This window comes from Pseudomonas sp. SGAir0191, assembly GCF_002812565.2.
Lineage (GTDB): Bacteria > Pseudomonadota > Gammaproteobacteria > Pseudomonadales > Pseudomonadaceae > Aquipseudomonas > Aquipseudomonas parafulva_B.
The window spans coordinates 3,310,942-3,328,445 of sequence record NZ_CP025035.2; the positions used below are offsets into that span (position 1 = coordinate 3,310,942).

Annotated in this window: 13 protein-coding genes and 4 pseudogenes; 8 read left to right on the forward strand and 9 right to left on the reverse strand. The window is 61.4% G+C overall.

What is annotated here, in order from left to right; all coding sequences use genetic code 11:
• Window positions 1–535 precede the first annotated feature (535 nt).
• The 7 genes from CWR53_RS14735 to CWR53_RS14765 all read right to left on the reverse strand — a co-directional run bounded on the left by CWR53_RS14735 (window position 536) and on the right by CWR53_RS14765 (window position 9,049).
• Window positions 536–1,858 carry an ATP-binding protein gene (locus CWR53_RS14735; RefSeq protein ID WP_100851941.1) on the reverse strand — a complete coding sequence of 441 codons (1,323 nt, stop codon included), beginning with the start codon at window positions 1,856–1,858 and terminating at the stop codon, window positions 536–538.
• Window positions 1,855–2,538, reverse strand: coding sequence for a response regulator transcription factor (locus CWR53_RS14740; protein WP_058604839.1), 684 nt, complete (start codon window positions 2,536–2,538; stop codon window positions 1,855–1,857). The genes CWR53_RS14735 and CWR53_RS14740 overlap by 4 nt, the downstream gene beginning before the upstream one ends.
• Before the next feature lie 389 nt (window positions 2,539–2,927).
• Window positions 2,928–3,503, reverse strand: coding sequence for an NTP transferase domain-containing protein (locus tag CWR53_RS14745; RefSeq protein ID WP_058604838.1), 576 nt, complete (start codon window positions 3,501–3,503; stop codon window positions 2,928–2,930).
• Window positions 3,500–4,471 carry an XdhC family protein gene (locus tag CWR53_RS14750; protein WP_058604837.1) on the reverse strand — a complete coding sequence of 324 codons (972 nt, stop codon included), beginning with the start codon at window positions 4,469–4,471 and terminating at the stop codon, window positions 3,500–3,502. The genes CWR53_RS14745 and CWR53_RS14750 overlap by 4 nt, the downstream gene beginning before the upstream one ends.
• A 3-nt stretch (window positions 4,472–4,474) precedes the next feature.
• A complete protein-coding gene (locus tag CWR53_RS14755) occupies window positions 4,475–5,686 on the reverse strand; it encodes a cytochrome c (protein WP_058604836.1) in 1,212 nt (403 codons plus the stop codon).
• A gap of 2 nt (window positions 5,687–5,688) precedes the next feature.
• Window positions 5,689–6,225 carry a (2Fe-2S)-binding protein gene (locus tag CWR53_RS14760; RefSeq protein WP_100851942.1) on the reverse strand — a complete coding sequence of 179 codons (537 nt, stop codon included), beginning with the start codon at window positions 6,223–6,225 and terminating at the stop codon, window positions 5,689–5,691.
• Window positions 6,218–9,049 (reverse strand): xanthine dehydrogenase family protein molybdopterin-binding subunit, encoded by a 2,832-nt coding sequence (locus tag CWR53_RS14765; protein ID WP_100851943.1) that lies wholly within the window; start codon window positions 9,047–9,049, stop codon window positions 6,218–6,220. The genes CWR53_RS14760 and CWR53_RS14765 overlap by 8 nt, the downstream gene beginning before the upstream one ends.
• Window positions 9,050–9,331: 282 nt before the next feature.
• Here CWR53_RS14765 and dsbD point away from each other — a divergent pair, with 282 nt between their 5' ends.
• The 7 genes and pseudogenes from dsbD to CWR53_RS14795 form a co-directional block, all read left to right on the forward strand.
• Entirely contained in the window at window positions 9,332–11,053 is a 1,722-nt protein-coding gene (gene dsbD / locus CWR53_RS14770) for a protein-disulfide reductase DsbD (protein WP_100851944.1), read from the forward strand.
• Entirely contained in the window at window positions 11,053–11,889 is an 837-nt protein-coding gene (locus CWR53_RS14775) for a TlpA disulfide reductase family protein (protein WP_100851945.1), read from the forward strand. The genes dsbD and CWR53_RS14775 overlap by 1 nt, the downstream gene beginning before the upstream one ends.
• A gap of 2 nt (window positions 11,890–11,891) precedes the next feature.
• On the forward strand, window positions 11,892–12,650 hold the full coding sequence (dsbG, locus tag CWR53_RS14780; protein WP_058604831.1) for a thiol:disulfide interchange protein DsbG: 759 nt from the start codon (window positions 11,892–11,894) through the stop codon (window positions 12,648–12,650).
• A gap of 423 nt (window positions 12,651–13,073) precedes the next feature.
• Window positions 13,074–13,412: pseudogene (locus tag CWR53_RS23250) on the forward strand (RHS repeat-associated core domain-containing protein); the annotation flags it as partial.
• 222 nt (window positions 13,413–13,634) lie between these two features.
• The gene (locus CWR53_RS23255; RefSeq protein ID WP_258313257.1) at window positions 13,635–14,012 is read left to right on the forward strand and encodes a hypothetical protein; all 378 of its coding nucleotides are present in this window, start codon (window positions 13,635–13,637) and stop codon (window positions 14,010–14,012) included.
• Between the two features lie 60 nt (window positions 14,013–14,072).
• Window positions 14,073–14,273: pseudogene (locus CWR53_RS14790) on the forward strand (IS66 family transposase zinc-finger binding domain-containing protein); the annotation flags it as partial.
• A gap of 144 nt (window positions 14,274–14,417) precedes the next feature.
• A pseudogene (locus CWR53_RS14795) lies at window positions 14,418–14,680 on the forward strand (transposase); the annotation flags it as partial.
• A gap of 223 nt (window positions 14,681–14,903) precedes the next feature.
• On the opposite strand, the pseudogene CWR53_RS14800 reads toward CWR53_RS14795, so the two are convergent.
• Both CWR53_RS14800 and tnpB read right to left on the reverse strand, forming a co-directional pair.
• A pseudogene (locus CWR53_RS14800) lies at window positions 14,904–16,435 on the reverse strand (IS66 family transposase).
• A gap of 18 nt (window positions 16,436–16,453) precedes the next feature.
• The gene (tnpB, locus tag CWR53_RS14805) at window positions 16,454–16,813 is read right to left on the reverse strand and encodes an IS66 family insertion sequence element accessory protein TnpB (RefSeq protein ID WP_058604829.1); all 360 of its coding nucleotides are present in this window, start codon (window positions 16,811–16,813) and stop codon (window positions 16,454–16,456) included.
• A gap of 508 nt (window positions 16,814–17,321) precedes the next feature.
• Between tnpB and CWR53_RS23020 the strand changes: the two genes are divergently transcribed.
• Complete coding sequence (locus CWR53_RS23020) at window positions 17,322–17,471, forward strand: hypothetical protein (RefSeq protein WP_181405434.1); 150 nt, start codon at window positions 17,322–17,324, stop codon at window positions 17,469–17,471.
• Window positions 17,472–17,504 lie beyond the last annotated feature (33 nt).

The window sequence follows — 17,504 nt, forward strand, 5'->3', positions numbered from 1 at the left end:
AACTTAAAACTTAAAACTTAAGAGCGTGGGCGCACATAGCAAGTTGGTATTCATTGGCGCGGGTGGCGCACAGTCACCTTTCCGCCCTTACGGCGGCTTACTTTTTGTCTTGTCAAAAAGTAAGCAAAAACCGCCTGCTCCTATCATCCGGCCCCTACGCTGCGCTCCGGGGTCCCCTCGCTCCGGGCTCGCTCCCGGGAGGACCGCGCTGCAGGCCCCATCCTGGGGCCCAGCGCTTGACGGGCATCCATGCCCGTCACCTCCCTCCGCAAGCCCTGCGCTCGGCCTCCTGAAGTCGCGATCTGCGGCGCCTGAACTACCGCGCGCTTAGAAGCAAGAACAAGAGCAACTGCAACTGCAACTGCAACTGCAACTGCAACTGCAACTGCAACTGCAACTGCAATGTTTACAGGTCGAGAAGTCTACCGGAATAGTTAGCAGCCGACATCTTCACCGACTAGAAGAATGCTAGTTTACTCAACCAGGTGTGCTCGGTGTGCTTTTATGCCCCAGAACTTTCAGACAAACCCCAGGATTATCCCGCAGGCCGCGCCGGCACCCGTAATACCACCCTCAACCCATCACTTCGGCTATCGAACTTCAGGCTGCCTGCACAGCGCTGCACGATTGCCTGGACAATGGCCAGGCCAAGCCCGCAGCCGCTGCTCTGACCATGACGCCAGAAGCGCTCGGTCAGGTGCCCGAGGTCTGCCTCGGCGATGCCCGGCCCGTGATCGCGCACCATGAAGCCCACCTGCCCTTCCACTGCCTGTACCTCCAGCTCCACCGCCTCGTCACCGCCATGGCGCAGGGCGTTGTCCAGCAGGTTGCGCAGCGCCGCTACCGCTAGCGGTGCAGGCATGCTCAGGTAGAGCTGGGCAGCCTCGGGCGGCAAGTTCAGGACGATCCTGCGGTTGTCACCACCCCCGGCGTCCTGCACCGCCTGACGCGCGACTTGCTCGGCACTGCACTGCACACCGTCGTCGAACGACAAGCTACCCTCGACCCGCGCCAGCATGAGCAATTGCTCCAGAGTCCGGTGCATGCGATCGGCACCCTGTTCGGCATGTTCGAGCGCTTGTTCGCGCACCGCGCCCTCGGTCATGCGGGCGACCTGCAGGTGGGTCTTGATGGCTGTCAGCGGGCTGCGCAGTTCATGGGCGGCATCGTCGGTCAGGCGCCGCTCGCGCTCGATGGTCTGGGCAATGCGCACGAACAGCTGGTTCTGGGTTTCCAGCAACGGCTGGAGCTCACTGGGCATGCCCGCCACCTGCAACGGCTCGACACTGTCGGGGCGCCTGCGGCGCAGGGCATCGCGCATGCGATTGAGCGGCTCAAGGCCCTTGCCCAGCCCAATCCAGAGCAAGCCCAGGCTGCCAAACAAAGCCATCAGCACCGGCGCCGAAGCAGCGAGCAGGATGGACTGATTCAGGGCTTCGCGCTCCATGTGCCGGTCGGCCGTGGTGATGCGCACATCGCCATGGCTGTAGGTGAAGGTGCGCCATGAGGCATCGTCAATGGTCTGGTCGCTAAAACCACTGCGCCCGTCATCCATGACGCCATCGTGCTTGTGGTTGCTGGCCAGGATTTCCCCGCGCAGCGAGCTGACCTGGCAGGCCATGCCGTCCGGTACGCTCAACTGGTCGGCCGCGTAGTGGGTACCTTCGCCCTTGACGCTGAGCGGCTGGGGCAGTTGGTCGATCAGGCCGGCCACCATGCGTGCAGATGCCACCAGGCGCTGGTCGAGGGAGAACATCATCTGCTGGCGCAGGTCGCGCAGCATCCAGGCGGCAGCCAGCGCCCAGATGATCACGAAAGCGCTGCCCAGGATCAGGCTCAGGCGCACACGCAGGCTCATGTTGGCGTCTCGGTTGGCGCATTGGCAGGGCCCAGGCGATAGCCCAGCCCGCGCACGGTCTCGACGATGCCGTTGCCCAGCTTGCGGCGCAGGTGATGGATATGCACGTTCAGCGCATTGCTTTCCACTTCGTCGTTGAACCCGTACACACAGTCCTTCAATTGCTCGCTGGATAGCACGCGCCCGGCGTTCTGCAACAGGGCCTGGAGCAAGGCTTGCTCACGACGGGACAGGTCCACGGGTTTGCCGGCCAGGGTCGCCTCGCAGCTGCTGGGGTCGTAACGCAGCGGGCCGTGCTCGATCACGTTAACCGCACGGCCGGCGACACGGCGCAGCAGAGTGTGCAGGCGCGCGGCCAGTTCGCGCAGGTCGAACGGCTTGAGCAGATAGTCGTCGGCCCCCGCCTGCAGGCCGTCGACTCGGTCAGTGACCGCATCACGGGCGGTGAGCACCAGCACTGGCAAGGTCTCGCCTTGCTGACGCAGGCGGCGCAGCAGCTTCAGGCCGTCCTCGTCGGGCAGGCCAAGGTCGAGGATCATCACATCGAACTGCGCGGCCTGAAGCATGGCCCGGGCGCCGGCGGCATTGCCCACCCGGTCGACGGTCAGGCCCTGTGCGGCAAGGCCTGCACAGATGCCGGCAGCGATGAGGTCGTCGTCCTCGCAAAGCAGAACGTGCATGGGTGGGGCTCCCGCAATGGTGTAACCGACATTGCAGCGTGAATGGATTAAGGGGGAATTATGGACGCAGGCACAGGGTTTGGGGAAAAGGATTGGGCGGGGATACGTGCAGATTGCCTGACAGTCAACGAGCGGTCTTGCAAGAGCGCCGGACCATGCGGTGCTTAACTTTGTGGGGTCAACTGTCATGCACCCCATCTGGAGCCTAGCGGCTTCCCGTGTGGGAGCGGCCCTTGTGCCGCGATGGGCCGCAAGGCGGCCCCGGCACTATAAGCTGCGAAGCTTAAACCTTAAAACAGCGCACTCCCCCCATGACCGATCCAGCCAGGCCCTTTTTACAGAGATCGCTATCGTCCAGATACAGCGCAGCACAACGTGCCCCACCCTGCTCAACGCCCTGAAAAGCCCAGCGCCTGGGGCGTATCCACATCCATCAGCACCCCGGCATCTGACACCTCGATCACCGTGCAACTGGCGCGGTTGGCATGCACCACTGCTCTGGCGCCTTCGTCACCGGTCAGCCCTAACAGCGCCGGCCAGAACGCGCGCCCGAAGATCACAGGATGCCCCTGCTGCCCAGCATGACGCGGCAGCACGATGGTCGAAGCCTGGGCGGCCTCGGCCAAGTGCCTGAGGGTCGCGGCCTCAATCCACGGCATGTCCCCCAGCAGGATGGCCACCGCCTGCGCATCGCTGTCAGCCAGGGCGGCGACGCCCGCCGCCAGGCTGTGGCCCATGCCCGAAGCCGCCTGGGCACTGACCACCCAACCACAGGCGGTGCCCAGGTCGAAGTCCTCGCGGCCCTCGTCCTCGCGCACCACTACCCGCACATCCTCGAACACTGCCTCGGCCCGTTGTACACACTGGGCCAACAGGCCGCGCCCGTCGGGCAGCAAGGCCCGGCGCTTGTCGGCACCGAAGCGCCTGCTGCGCCCAGCGGCCAACACCAGCGCCGCCACCTTCACAAGGCGGCTCGGTCGAGGCCGTTGCGCACCCGCAGTACATCTGCCAACACCGCCAAAGCGATCTCGGCCGGTGTCTTGCTGCCCAGGTTGAGGCCAATGGGCGCATGGATACGGTCCAGCGCATCGGCATTCAGGCCGCCGATGCGTTGCAGCCGCTCGCGGCGCTTATCGGAAGTGGCACGCGAACCCATCACGCCGATGTAGAACGCTTCGGTGCGCACGGCCTCGAGCATGGCCAGGTCGTCGATCTTGGGGTCGTGGGTGAGCGCGACCACGGCGGTGTCGGCATGACAACCGCCATTGAAGATGAATTCCGAAGGCAGCTCGCGGCGTATCTCGATACCGTCGATCTGCACCCCGTCGAGCACCTCCTCACGTGGCTCGCACAGCACCACTTCAAACCCCATGGCTTTGGCGAATTCGGCGCAGTACTGGGCAACACTGGAATACCCCGCCAGCAGCAGCCGCTGGGCGGCACCCACGCGCAGGTACACGCAGTCGCCGTCACGGTGCACACGCGGCCCTTGACCGGCAGCGTCCGCCAGCCCCTGGATGCCGCTGGGCACCTTCACCTGGCGCAGCACCCGGCGCTGACCCAGCAGCGCGCTTTCCAGCTGGCGCAGATGGTCTTGCACCTGGCAACTGGACGGCAGGCTTTCCACCAGCACGTCCAGCACGCCGCCACAGGGCAAGCTGACCCGCGAGCGCGGGTCGCTGCCATCGCCGTAGCGCACGATGGCTGCCGGTTGCACGAACTCGCCCAGGACCACGCGTTCAAGAAAATCGTCTTCGACGCAGCCGCCGGACAACGACCCCAACCACTGGCCCTGGTCGTTGACTGCCAGCAACGAGCCCGGCGCGCGGGGCGCCGAGCCGTAGGTGGCGAGCACGGTGCACAACCACACCGCCTGACCTGTGCTGGACCACTGCAAGGCCTGACGAATCACCTGTAGATCGAGATGCTGCACGCTTTACTCCGCTTTCAGCTCGGCCAGCTGTTGTTCACTGAGATCACCGGGCAGCCCGCCCCATGCCTGACGCAGGTAGTTGACCATGTCGGTCACCTGGCGTTCATCGAGCTTATCAGCGAACCCTGGCATCGGCTGCATGCGCTCGAAGCCGGTGAACTGCTGTTCGCGGATTCCGTCGAGTATCACCTTGACCAGGTTGCGCGAATCGGCCTGGCGCAGCACCGTATTGCCCTGCATCGCCACGGCGATGTGCGGCTTGCCCTGGCCTTCCACGCCATGGCAACCGGCGCACACGTTCAGGTATTGCTGGCGGCCGCGCTGGGCACTGTCGCTCATCTGCGCCAGCGGCACGGGCGCGATCACCTTGGCCGCCGGGGGGTTGTCGCCCAGCAGGTAAGTGGCCATGGCGGCAAGGTCGGCGTCTTCCAGGTGCTGGGTGCTCAGGTGCACCACCGGGAACATCTCATTGAACATGCTGCCCTGGGCGCTGATCCCGTGCTTGAGGAACGCGGTCAGGTCCGGTTGCGACCAGCCGCGCTCGGCCAGGTCGGTGGCCAGCAGGCTCGGGGCGAGGTAGCCGTTGAGCAGCCCGCCACTCAGGCGCAGGTTCTGCTGCAAGGCGCCGAGCGCGTTGCGCGGGGTGTGGCACTCGCCGCAGTGCCCCATGACCTCGACCAGGTACTGGCCACGCTGCCAGGCGCGGCTGCTGCCTTCGACAGGCTGGGCCTGCACGCTCTTGCCGTACAGCATGTTCCAACCGCTCAGGCCCAGGCGCACGTTGAACGGAAAGCGCAGGGCCGTCTGTGGTGCCGGGCGATGGACCGGGGCGATGGTCTTGAGGTAGGCGAAGATTGCATCGGAGTCTTCACGCCGCATCAGGTGATACGAGGTATAGGGCATGGCCGGATACAGGTTGGCGCCGTCCTTGCGCTTGCCTTGGGTGACGGCCGCGAAGAACTCCTCGGCGCTGTAGTTGCCGATGCCGTACTGCTTGTCGGGGGTGATGTTGGTGCCGTAGATGGTGCCAAACGGCGAATGAATCGGCAGGCCCCCGGCGAACGGCGCCCCGCCCTCGGCCGTGTGGCACGCCATGCAGTCGGCAGCACGGGCCAGGTACTGGCCGCGCTTGAGCTGGGCGTCATCACTGGCCAGCGCCGAGCACGTTGCGGCAAGGCCAAACGCCAGCGCCAGAGCGCTACGGAAAAAGCCCATGCTCAACCCTCCTTCACCAGGCCGAGGTCATCGAGCACCGCGCGCGTGGCCTGGTAGTAACGCACATAGCCGGTGCAACGGCAGATGTGGTGGCCAAGGCTGGCTTCGATACGTGCTTGCACCTCGCTCTTTTTCAGCGGTTGGCGCTGGGCGGTTTCCACCAGCACCGTGGCGGCGTTGACGAAGCCTGGTGCGCAGTAGCTGCACTGGAACGCGAACAGGTCGACGAACTTCTGCTGGATCGGGTTCAACGTAAGGTTGCCGGCCTCGTCCTGCTGGGCGTGGCCCTCGATGGTACGGACCTTCTTGCCTTCGAAGTAATGGGCGCCGGTGATACAGGTGCGCACTTCTTCGCTGGTACCGTCGGGGTTGTCGACGATCACCACGCAGGCGTGGCAGATGCCCTGCCCGCAACCCAGGCGCGAGCCAGTGAGGTTCTGGTGCTCGTGCAGGTAGTCGATCATTGCCAGGTCGTCAGGGACCTGGACCGGGCCGACCGGTTGACCGTTGAGGGTCAGTTGCAGTGGACGGTTAGCCATTGAGGGCCTCCTGGATACGGGCTGGGGTAATGGGAAGATCGCGTACGCGCTTGCCGATGGCATGGGCCACGGCATTGCCGATGGCACCGACGATCGGGATCATCACCACCTCGGCGATGCCTTTGGACGGGTCGGTGGGTGAAAGCGGCGGGAGGATCTCGCTGCTTTGCGTCCATACCGCCACATCACGCGCGTGCGGCAGACGGTAGCGGTTGAAGTTCCAGTCGCCCTCCCCCGGCCCGCCTTCGTACAACGGCATTTCCTCGGTCAGCGCATGGCCGATGCCCATGGCAATGCCGCCTTCGAGCTGGCCCTTGACCAGTTCAGGCACCAACACGCGGCCGCATTCGACCCAGCTGTGGTGATCGAGCACCTGCACCTGATGCGTGCCCTTGTTCACCTTGACCTCCACCAGGGTGGCGACCGGGCTGTAATAGGTGACCATGGCGTTGTTCAACTGTGTATCGGGGTAGGCGGGGTTCTGACGGTCGAGCAGGTGGTAGCCGCTGCTGCTCATCTGCGCCTTCTTGGCATTAGCGGCGCCGTCGCCGTACTTCACGGCCAACGCGTCGAGCGGGAAACGCTCACGCACGCCGTCGATGACGAAGTCGGACTCAGCCCAGCTCCAGCGGTTGAAGCCGTGCACGCTCACGCCTGTCACCAGGCCCATGGCATGGGCCTTTTCGGCCAGCTGCGCAAAGGGAATAGGCGCCAGGCCGTTGCCGGTCAGCTCACCGTTGACCCACACAGCGTTTTCCCGACGCACCACCAACGGGTTGGCCTGGCCGCCGTGCGGGCCCTGGGTCCAGATGGCCATGGCAGCAGGCCATAGGCCGTGATTGAACAGCGCGCGAGCCGCCTCGCGAGTGGCATGGCTGAAGTAGAACGCCGAGTTGGTCGCCGACGAGGGTGAGGCCAGTTTGCCAACCCAGCGCGGGTTACGCAGGGCGGCATCCTGTTCGGCCTGGCTGATCAGGTACGGGTTGCCGCTGGTGGACAGTTGCAGCTCGGGCCACTCGGTGACGGCCGTGAGTACGTCGTCGGCCGAACGGCCCAGGAAATCGCTGACCACCAGCGCCTGGGAGGTGGACATGCCGGTGCCCAGCTCGGTGCCGATGTGGCGTAGGCTGATGCGCCCGTCGCGGCTGAACTCGATGCTGGCCATCGGCGCTTCGGCGCCGGTGCCGAAGTCTTTCTGGCAGATGGCAAAGCCGGTGCCGTACCAGTGATCCGGATCGCTGGCCTCGCGCCGTTGCTTGCGGGCATCACGGTCACGCCAGCCTTCGTGCTGAGCCGCCTTGTCGAGGATCTCGTGCAGGCGCAATGCACCGGCTGGTACCGCTCCCTGGGTGTTCTTCATGCCCGACTTCAGGGCATTGTTGCGCCGCAGGTCGATGGCATCGACGCCCAGGCGGCCGGCCACTTCGTCCACCATCATCTCGGTGGCGGCCATGCTTTGCAGGGTGCCGTAACCGCGCATGGAACCGGCTTCCACTGCCCGCGAATGATAGGCAGTGACTGCCAGATCGTTCTGCGGCATGTAGTAGATCGACTGGGCAGCGGTCGCGCCCACGGCGGCGACGGAGGGGCTGTAGTTGATGCGACCGCCGCCGTCACAGCTCATGTCGGCACGGAAGATCTTGAAACTGTTGTCCTTCTTGTCCACCGCCAGTTGGTAGCGGATGTCGAAGGCGTGGCGCTTGATGCCGCTCTGGAATTGCTCGTAGCGGTCGTTGGCCAGGCGCACCGGCACGCCCTCGCCGTACAGCGCCGCCACGGCAGCGTAGAAGACGAAGATGTTGTTGTCCTTGGAGCCGTAGCCAACGGTGTAGCCTGGGTGCATGTTCAAGTGCTTGAGGCCAAAGCGTGACGGCTTGATCATGTGCACGCATTCCTGCGCGGCCTCGAACGGGCACTGGGTCGCCACGACGAAATGCAGGGTGCCGCTGGCCACGTCGAACCAGCCGTTGCCGTTGTCTGGCTCCAAGGCCGCCGGCTCGATGGAGGGGGTCTTGAAGCGCTCGTCGAAGACCAGCCAGTCTTCGGGCGGGTTGGCCAGCTGTTCGGCCATGCGGTTGGCGTAGAACAGGCCCTGCTGGGTCAGGTCGCCGTGTTGGTTGGGCGATTTGGACCACACCGGCTTGCGGTTGAGGATGGTGGGAAACAGCGGCGAATCCTTCAGGCTGGAGAATTCGTCCTCGTCGAACGGGGTGGCACCGCCAACGCGCACGAAGCGGAAACTGCCGTAGGGGTCACGCTGGTACAACGGCGCCTGGGCACCGTAGCGAATCACCTGGTCGTTGAATTGCAGCAAGCGCTTGGCCTGACGGAAGCGCTCGAAGTCGTGCCAGATCAGCAGCGCGACCGGATGGCCGATGAACATCGGTACCTTGCCAGGGGGCAAGAGTGGGTCTGGCGAATGCGCCTCGGGCCAGGCGATGCCGTCGCGCTCCAGGTCGGCAGCGGTGACGATGCGGTCCGGCTGCAACTCGGCACCCAGCAGGCTGAGGTCGTGGCCTTCGTAGAGGCGGTCGGCCTTGGTGGCCTTGAGCAACAGTGCATGGCCTTGCTGCGCAGGCCAGCCGGGCATGTCCTTGGCACGAATGTCACGGGCGAAGACCTTGTTGCCACAGACTTTCGACAACGCGTCGTTACGAAAACGCGCCTTGCCATCATGGTTCATCCATTTGAGCGGCGAGGCGGCAACCCGGTCCTCCATCAGCGCGGCGAACGCCTGGCTGCCAAGCGGCGCCATCGTCACGCCGACGCCAGCGATCAGGCCGCCTTGCAGGAAGGCGCGCCGGGAAATATCACGGTTGGACATGCTTGATCCTCTGGGCAGCAGGGGGTGCTGCCCATGTGTTCTTAATTCTTGTGCAGGGGTCGAGAGGGTAGAAACCCTGTCGTGCAGGTCAGGAAAAACTGACTTGAATGTCAACTTTACCGCAATGACCCCATCACAAGCAAAGTCAAGCTGACATTGTGTCGCGGTATTTCGCCGAACCCTGAGGTCAACCGTCTTGCGTGAACCTTATTCCCGCGTTAACAGTGGGTTAATCGCTCCTCGCCAGCATGGCCCCATTCCACGATCTGCCAAGGCAAACTCATGCGCGTTCTCCTGCTGTTATTGATGGTGCTGCTGGCTGGCCCAGCGCAGGCCAACCCATTCGCCGCCAAGCCTGACTTCCTGCCCGTCGAACAGGCTTTCATGCTGACCCATGACCGTCAGGCCGACGGTTCTACCCGCCTGTATTTCCAGATTCAGCCGGGCTATTACCTGTACCAGAAACGCCTGAAGTTCGACGGGCTGCCCATGGCGCAGCATCCACCCTTGCCTGCGGGCATCAATCACCATGACGAATTTTTCGGCGACAGTACCGTCTACCGCGAACAGCTTGAGCTGACAGTGCCACCCGGTGCGCAGGGGCAGTTGCGTCTTGGCTGGCAAGGCTGCGCCGATGCGGGCCTGTGCTACCCCCCGCAGACGACGCTGATTGACCTGGGCGGCGAAGCCTCGGTCGCCGCCCTGGAAGCTGAACAGGCCAGCGATCAGGCATTGGCCAGCGGCCTGCAGCACGGCAACCTGGCCTGGGGCCTGCTGGCCTTTTTCGGCCTGGGCCTGCTGCTGGCCTTTACACCCTGTTCGTTGCCGATGCTGCCAATTCTCGCCGGGCTGGTGCTGGGCAATGGTGCCAGTGCACGGCGCGGCTGGCTGCTGGCTGGCACTTACGTGCTGAGCATGGCCCTGGTGTATGCCGCCTTGGGTGTGGTGGCCGCGCTACTGGGCGCCAGCTTGCAGGCCTGGTTGCAACAACCCTGGTTGCTGGGCAGCCTGGCCGCGTTGTTCGTGTTGTTGGCCCTGCCCATGTTCGGCGCCTTCGAACTGCAATTGCCCGCTGCCCTGCGTGACCGCCTGGACCGCGCCGGCCAGGGCACGCGCGGTGGCAACCTGTATGGCGCTGCGCTGCTGGGCGTGTTGTCCGGGCTGCTGCTGGGCCCCTGCATGACCGCGCCGCTGGCCGGGGCCTTGTTGTATATCGCCCAGAGCGGCGACGTGCTCCAGGGGGCGCTGGTGCTGTTCAGCCTGGGGCTGGGCATGGGGGTTCCGCTGCTGCTGATCGTGACCCTGGGCAATCGCTTCCTGCCACGCCCTGGCGCCTGGATGAACCTGGTCAAAGGCATCTTCGGCTTCGTGTTCCTGGCCATGGCGCTGTACACGGTGCGCAGCCTGCTGCCAGCCAGCTTGCTGTTGGCCCTGAGCGGGGCCTGGCTGATCGCACTGGGCTGGACCGCCTGGCCTGCGTTGCAGCGCCTTCCGGCGCTGCGCATTGCGCCGTTGCTAGCGACCTTGTGGGGCGGCCTGCTGTTGATCGGGGCCGCTGCCGGCGGCAGTGACCTGTGGCAACCGCTGCGCCCCTTTGCGGGTGGGACTGCAGTCGCCACCGCCTCGCCTGCCCACGATGCCTTCGTCACCGTGAGCACGCCCGAGGCGTTGCAACGGGAACTGGACGCGGCCAAAGGCCGTAACCAGTGGGTACTGCTCGATTACTACGCCGACTGGTGCGTGGCGTGCAAGGTCATGGAAACGCAGGTGTTCAGCCGCAGCGACGTCCAGGCCGAACTGGCCGGCGTGCACCTGCTGCGCCTGGACGTGACCACCGATACGCCGGCCAGCAAGGCGCTGTTGCAGCGTTACCAGGTGCCTGGTCCGCCTACCCTGATCTGGCTCGGGCCAGAAGGCCAGGAGCGGCGGGCAAGGCGCATCACCGGAGAAGTGGATGCCGCCGCCTTCGTGCAACAGTGGACCCTTACCCGGAGCCAGGGCTGATGCTGACCGTAACCCTGGGACCACTGACCATGGCCCTGAACCATCTGGTGCTGCTGTGTGCCCTGGGCATCGCCAGCGTAGTCGGCTGGTGGGTGGCACGGCGTGGCGGCGAGAGCCCCGAGTCCGCGCTGTTCAATCTGTTTCTGATCGGCCTGTTGTGCGCGCGGATCGGTTTTGTCGTGGTGTACTGGTCGATGTACCGAGGCGATCTGCTGCAGGTCATCGATATCCGCGACGGCGGTTTTCTGCTCTGGCCTGGGCTTGCGGGCATCAGCCTGGCCGCTGTGTGGCAGGGCTGGCGGCGCCCTGGCCTACGCAGGCCATTGGGCTGGGCGCTGTTCAGCGGCGCCTTGTTCTGGGGGTTGGCCAGCTTCGGTAGCCACCTGTACAGCAAGGGGACCGAACTGCCTGCGATCACCCTACGCGACGCTGCAGGCAAGTCGGTGGCGTTGCAAAGCTATCGGGGCAAGCCGCTGGTGATCAACATCTGGGCAACCTGGTGCCCGCCCTGTCGTCGGGAAATGCCTGTGCTGCAACAGGCGCAAGGCGAATACCCCCATGTGACGTTCCTGTTCGTCAACCAGGGCGAGACACCTGAAAACGTCAGCACGTTCCTGGCCACCACGGGCTTGAGCCTGACCCACGTGCTGTTCGACGGCACTGGCCTGCTGGCCCAGCGCGTCGGCTCCATGGCCCTGCCTACCACCCTGTTCTACGACGAGGGCGGCCGCCTGCTCGGCAGCCACTTGGGCGAGCTGTCGCGCGCCAGCCTGCGTCACGCCCTGGAATCCTACGAACGGGCCACCACGCCCGAACCTGCCGCACAAGGACATTGACCATGCGACTGCCTGCACTCCTTCCGCTCACCGCTTGCTTGCTTGCCAGCCCTGCCCTGTATGCCGAAGACCTGCCCAAGGCGGTCCAGCAGTTGCAAAGCAAGGGCGCCGTGATCAAGGGTAGCTTTGATGCGCCCAACGGCCTGCGCGGCTATGCCGCCGAGTACCAGAACAACCCCCTGGCCTTGTACCTCACCCCTGACGGCAAGCACGTGCTGGTGGGCAGCCTGTTCGACGAACAGGGCCAGGACCTGAGCGCCGCTCCACTGGAGAAGCTGGTGTACGGCCCCATGACCCAGGCGTTCTGGCAAAAGATGGAAAAGTCTGCCTGGATCGCCGACGGCAAGGCTGATGCACCGCGCAAGGTCTACCTGTTCAGCGACCCCAACTGCCCGTATTGCAACATGTTCTGGGAACAGGCCCGGCCATGGGTGGAATCGGGCAAGGTGCAGCTGCGCCACATCATGGTCGGTATCATCCGTGAGGACAGCCCAGGCAAGTCGGCAGCACTGCTGGCCGCGAAGGACCCCGCCAAGGCCCTGCAGCAGCACGAGAAAGCCGGCCGGGCGAGCACCCTCAAGGCTTTGGACAAAGTGCCAGACGACGTGCAGCAGAAGCTCGCCGCCAACATGGCCCTGATGCAGGAGATGGGGCTGCAGGCCACACCAGCGATCTTCTATCAGGACAGGGAAGGCAAGGTGCATAGCCAGCAAGGGGCGCCACGGCCGGAAATGCTGGGGACGATTTTGGGTAAGCGGTAACGGGGCATGAGCGCGGGATCGGCTTGGCGCGGTAGTCGATCCCTCATCGGCACAGACCAGAGCCCAAGCCTCGTTCGAGATTTTGTACCGCTTCGCTATCATAGGATTCCTTTCCGTTGAGGGCTGAGGAATCTAAAAAAAACCCTTTCGACGGCAGTGCAATGACCGGGGTTCTACGAATTTCGTACAGAGCCTAGACACGAGAAATTGGATTGGGCACTTGAAGATTTGTACCCGCCCGATTATCGAGGCCATCAAGCGCTGCACAAGCTGGGCCGATTGCAGCTTCACCTAGTATTTATGTCAGTTGTTGTGCGGCAGTAGTGTTGAGAAACTCGGAACCTACCTATCCGCTCACACAGGGTTTCTAAAATGATAATAAGTGCTGACACTAAGTTGATTTTTTATCAGAACGGTAAGCTAATGACAGTGCGAGGAGGCCGAAGCACACGCACCGCCTTCCGTGCGGGTCATCAACCTTTGGCAGAGACAAGCACTGACGTTCAGTCTCCTCCACTCCTGCTATTCACGGATGGAAAGGGTTCAGCACTTACAACAAAGAGCAGTCAACAATCAGAATCTCATGCATATTCCCCCTATGGACACCCATCACCACCATCACGAACACTGACAAACTTCAACGGCGAAAACTTAGAATTACATACGCAATGTTACTTACTGGGCAATGGATACCGCGCTTTCAGCCCCTCTCTAATGCGATTTATATCACCTGATAGTTGGAGCCCTTTTGGGGCAGGCGGAATTAATGTCTATATGTATTGCGCAGGCGATCCGGTCAATCACACAGACAGCTCTGGACATATAAAGTTTTGGTTTACGAGAAGAAATAAACCTAACGGATTTATTATTCCTGCTCTTGTCGATGCTGCGAAAACCCATCAATCAATTTCAAGGGCCCTCGTGTCTCCTAACTTCGCCCCACCAACCTATACTCAAGCCAAACTTATGTCTTGGGGAGAACAAATGGATTACAACTATAATGATTTTGTAAACAGTACTAGAAGGATAAGCAAAATCAAGCTTAAAAACAACCCTATCCACGATTCAGAGCCTCCTACTTATACGACTAGACCTATCGACGACCAGAGGACGCTGGATTTGACCTTGAGTCGGATAGATACGTTATTACCACTTGAGGACAACGAATATAAGGCTCAATTGAAATCGCTTGGTGCGGCCGCGACTAGAGCCGGCATTGACAGGGATGGCCGGGCCCTTTCCGGCCGCAGCATTGACATCAGACAAGATCCCCTCTTCCAAGAGTCAAGACTAAATGCACTTGCCTTGGACTATCGGCACAGGAAAACAATTTTTTATTATCATGGCTGGTCACGTCCGTGATCTAATTAACTACAAACCTACTGCGTGAGAGCTGCCAACCGTACTAACCGCAACAGACTTGGGTGCCGCAAGCATGCCATCCGTGATGAGATCAGGGAACAGCTCGAAATCGTTCCGATGCAGATCTGTGTGATCAAGCACATCCGTAAGATTTACGGTTGCCGTGACTTCGAAGCCGCAGCAGTGACAGCCGACAAGCCAGCTCAATTGATCGAGAAGAGCATGGCCAGCTTCAGCGTACTGGCCATGCTGCTGACCACTAGGCTCTGTGTGAAAAGTCTTGAGACGAAGGTCAGGCAAGGCGAAAACAGCCGAGGAAGCGGAGTTTACGGGTTGTAAATGAGCATTCCGAGGCTGTTTTCAACGCAGCATCACCGAGTATCAAGGCTTTTCACACAGAGCCTAAAGTACGTCGATGGTCTACCCCTTCATTGTTACCACAAGGTACTGGGCCGCCAGGGCATCGATATTCCAAGGCACACTTTGGCGCGTTGAGTCATCCAGTGCAGGAACAATTCCAGCCGCTGCTGAACGTGATGCGCGACAGTTTGCTGGCCAGTCAGGTCATCTACTGCGACGAAACCCGTGTTCAGGTATCGGAAGAGTCTGGCAGTGAGCCACGCAGTCAACACTGGATGTGGGTACAAACGGGTGGCCTGCCAGGCAGGGGCCTGGCTGCGCCACGCACTGGGACAGCTACCGCATGCGTCGACAGCTGGTGACTACGAATCGCTGTGGCCGTGGAACTGTGAGCCCGTAATGCCACGATATACTGAAACCTCACCTTGCGGGCAGGTGGGGTTCATGGACCGGCGCAGTGAACACGCTTGAGAAAGGTGAAGACGGGTAAGCGCTCCATAAACCCCACCTACTCAAAGATGGGGCGGTGCGTCAGCGATGCCCTTGACGCACGCAATTCCACGGCAGCAGGGCTTCGTAATTCTCCACCGAGGACGCCTGCGGCAGCTGTTCCAATGCGTGGCGCAGCCACGCATTGGGCTCTTGGCCGTTGGCTTTGGCGGTTTCGACCAGGCTGTACAGCTGGGCGCTGGCAGAGGCACCTTTGGGCGTGTCACTCAAGAGCCAGTTCTTTCTACCGATGACAAACGGGCGAATGGCGCGCTCGGCAGCGTTGTTGTCGATCGGCAAGTATCCGTGTTCGACGTAGCGTTCCAATTTGCTCCAATTGCTGGCCAAGTAGCCGATAGCTTTGCCCAAGGCATTCTGCGATGTCACCTGAGGTTGCGTTTTCTCGACCCAGCTTTTCAGCTGAGTCAGCAATGGCAAACTGCGCTCCACGCGGGCAGCTTTACGAACTTCATCGCTGCTGTCCTTCAAGTCGCGCTCGACGCCATAGAGCTTGTTGATCAGGTTCAACGCGATGTCAGCGCATCCGGTCTTGCCCTTGGGCTGTACTTTTTGTGCCTCAACGAACTTGCGCCGCGCATGTGCCCAGCAGCCTAGGCGCTCAACGCCATCCTGCGCTCCGAGAGCGTTGTAGCCAGCATAATCATCGGTCATCACATAGCCGCGATACCCGTCCAGCAGGCGAGTCGGTACCTCCTGCGCTCGGCTGGTGGAGTAGTCGAAAAGGATGACTGACTTATCGGGCGGGCCGCCAATTTGTACCCACATCCAGGATTGGCTACCCGGTTCGCGGTCAAGCTCTTTCAATACCTGTACCCGAGTCTCATCGCAATGAATGATGCAGCTATTCAACAAGCTGTCGCGCATCAGATTCAGCAGCGGCTGAAAGTGCTCGCCGCACTGGCTGACCCAACGTGCCAAGGTTTGACGCGAGATATCGATGCCGTGACGACCGAGCACTTTCTCGAAGCGATGAAGTGGCAGGCCGTCCACGTATTTGGTGGTCAACAACATCGCCAGCACGCTGGGGCTGGCCATGCTTTTTTCGATCATCTGAGCGGGTTTATCCGCAGTCACCGGCGCTGACTCGCAGTCGCGGCAGCCGTAAACCTTGCGGATGTGCTTGATGACCCGGATCTGCATTGGGACAATTTCGAGTTGCTCGCTGACTTCTTCGCCAATGGCGTGCTTGCGGCAGCCGCACGCACACGTCAGCTCGTGCTCAGGCAGTTCATGGAAGACCTCGACACGCGGCAGATCACTGGGCAGTGGCTTGCGTTTGCCGCGGCGCTTGCTCGGTGCAACAACTTCTTCATCAGAAGCCTCGTCAGCCGGCTCTGCCAGGCTTTCTGCTTCGTCAAAGAAAGGGAATTGGGGCGTAGCCGAATCGTTGGTCTGCTTTGTCTTACGGCCGAATAACCGCTGGCGGAGCAGCGCCACCTCTTCTTCCAGATGAACGATTTGCCCTTATCAGACGCGCGCTCATTGATCATTTGCTCAAGCAGTTGCTTGAGCAAAACCGGATCGTCAGGGAGGGTGTCGGGCATGGAAATCATGCCGCGGATCATACCGAATCAGGCGACGTAGCGAGGCGTCAGAACTTGATGTGGGCGGTTGCGCCAGAGGTCGAAGCCGTCGAGTAGCCAGTTGAGTTCCTGGACGGTCAGGATAATGGCCTTGTCGGTGGGGTCAGGCGATGTTTTGAAGCGCTCCGAGTCGAGGCGCTTGAGCCAAAGGCAGAAGCCGTTTCGCTCCCAGTATAAGATCTTCACGCGGTTTCGCGTTTTGTTGAGAAACACGAAGAGCACGGGGTCGACCAACGCCACTTTGATGTCCAGTTCGACCAGTGCGGCCAGACCGTCAATGGACTTTCGAAAGTCGACTGGCTTGGGATAGAGGAAGACTTTTTCGACTTTGGCGTCGGGACACATCATGGCGCGCGGGCTCCAGAAAGAAATCGGGAGCACAGCATCCGGGATCAGCTAAGCGCTTTGAATGTGGGCTTCGTGGAGCGCTTACTCAACACGGACGTCCGTTGAAGAATCAAGGAATTTAACCTAACCAGATGTCGAGTAGCCGGGCGCAATTGAGCGGAATGAACCAAGAGATATTTACAATTTGAAACGATTTGAAAGGCAATTTCCCTCCCCCTTCGTACCAGTTCTATTTATCTGAAAACCGAACCATCAGACGTAGCAAACCAATAGTTCCGACTACGAAAAAGGCAATGAGCTACTTCCAACGAAAACTTTTCCCACAAGTTGAGTGCTCCATGACCCATCACTAGGAATACCCTCTCAGAAGCATCCTACTTCCCGAGAATTTTTTAAAGCACTATCCAGCCTGAATAAGAGAGAATAATAAAATATAAATTTTGACATTGCTGAATATTCTGACTAAACCCAGTTGACCCCGACTTCCGGGGCATTCTTAGGAGTTGTTATGGATACTCAATTTGGTTTTTCTCTGGTCAGCCTCAAGGGTGAAACAGGCTGTGATATGGAAGCCGAGTTCTTCGGTGATTCAGGCGGCGCGGGTGGCTGTGGCGGGAGCGGTGTAGACCCTGGTCAGGATTTACCGACTATCAAGTGACGCAGGCTTTAAACCTCAATCATGGGCTGTTTA

Coding starts and splice junctions, on each gene's coding strand:
- dsbD (WP_100851944.1), top strand. CDS start 9,332: ATGCGCGTTCTCCTGCTGTTATTGATGGTGCTGCTGGCTGGCCCAGCG.
- CWR53_RS23255 (WP_258313257.1), top strand. CDS start 13,635: ATGGATTACAACTATAATGATTTTGTAAACAGTACTAGAAGGATAAGC.
- CWR53_RS14735 (WP_100851941.1), bottom strand. CDS start 1,858: ATGAGCCTGCGTGTGCGCCTGAGCCTGATCCTGGGCAGCGCTTTCGTG.
- CWR53_RS14765 (WP_100851943.1), bottom strand. CDS start 9,049: ATGTCCAACCGTGATATTTCCCGGCGCGCCTTCCTGCAAGGCGGCCTG.
- CWR53_RS23020 (WP_181405434.1), top strand. CDS start 17,322: ATGGATACTCAATTTGGTTTTTCTCTGGTCAGCCTCAAGGGTGAAACA.
- CWR53_RS14755 (WP_058604836.1), bottom strand. CDS start 5,686: ATGGGCTTTTTCCGTAGCGCTCTGGCGCTGGCGTTTGGCCTTGCCGCA.
- CWR53_RS14760 (WP_100851942.1), bottom strand. CDS start 6,225: ATGGCTAACCGTCCACTGCAACTGACCCTCAACGGTCAACCGGTCGGC.
- tnpB (WP_058604829.1), bottom strand. CDS start 16,813: ATGATGTGTCCCGACGCCAAAGTCGAAAAAGTCTTCCTCTATCCCAAG.
- CWR53_RS14775 (WP_100851945.1), top strand. CDS start 11,053: ATGCTGACCGTAACCCTGGGACCACTGACCATGGCCCTGAACCATCTG.
- CWR53_RS14740 (WP_058604839.1), bottom strand. CDS start 2,538: ATGCACGTTCTGCTTTGCGAGGACGACGACCTCATCGCTGCCGGCATC.
- dsbG (WP_058604831.1), top strand. CDS start 11,892: ATGCGACTGCCTGCACTCCTTCCGCTCACCGCTTGCTTGCTTGCCAGC.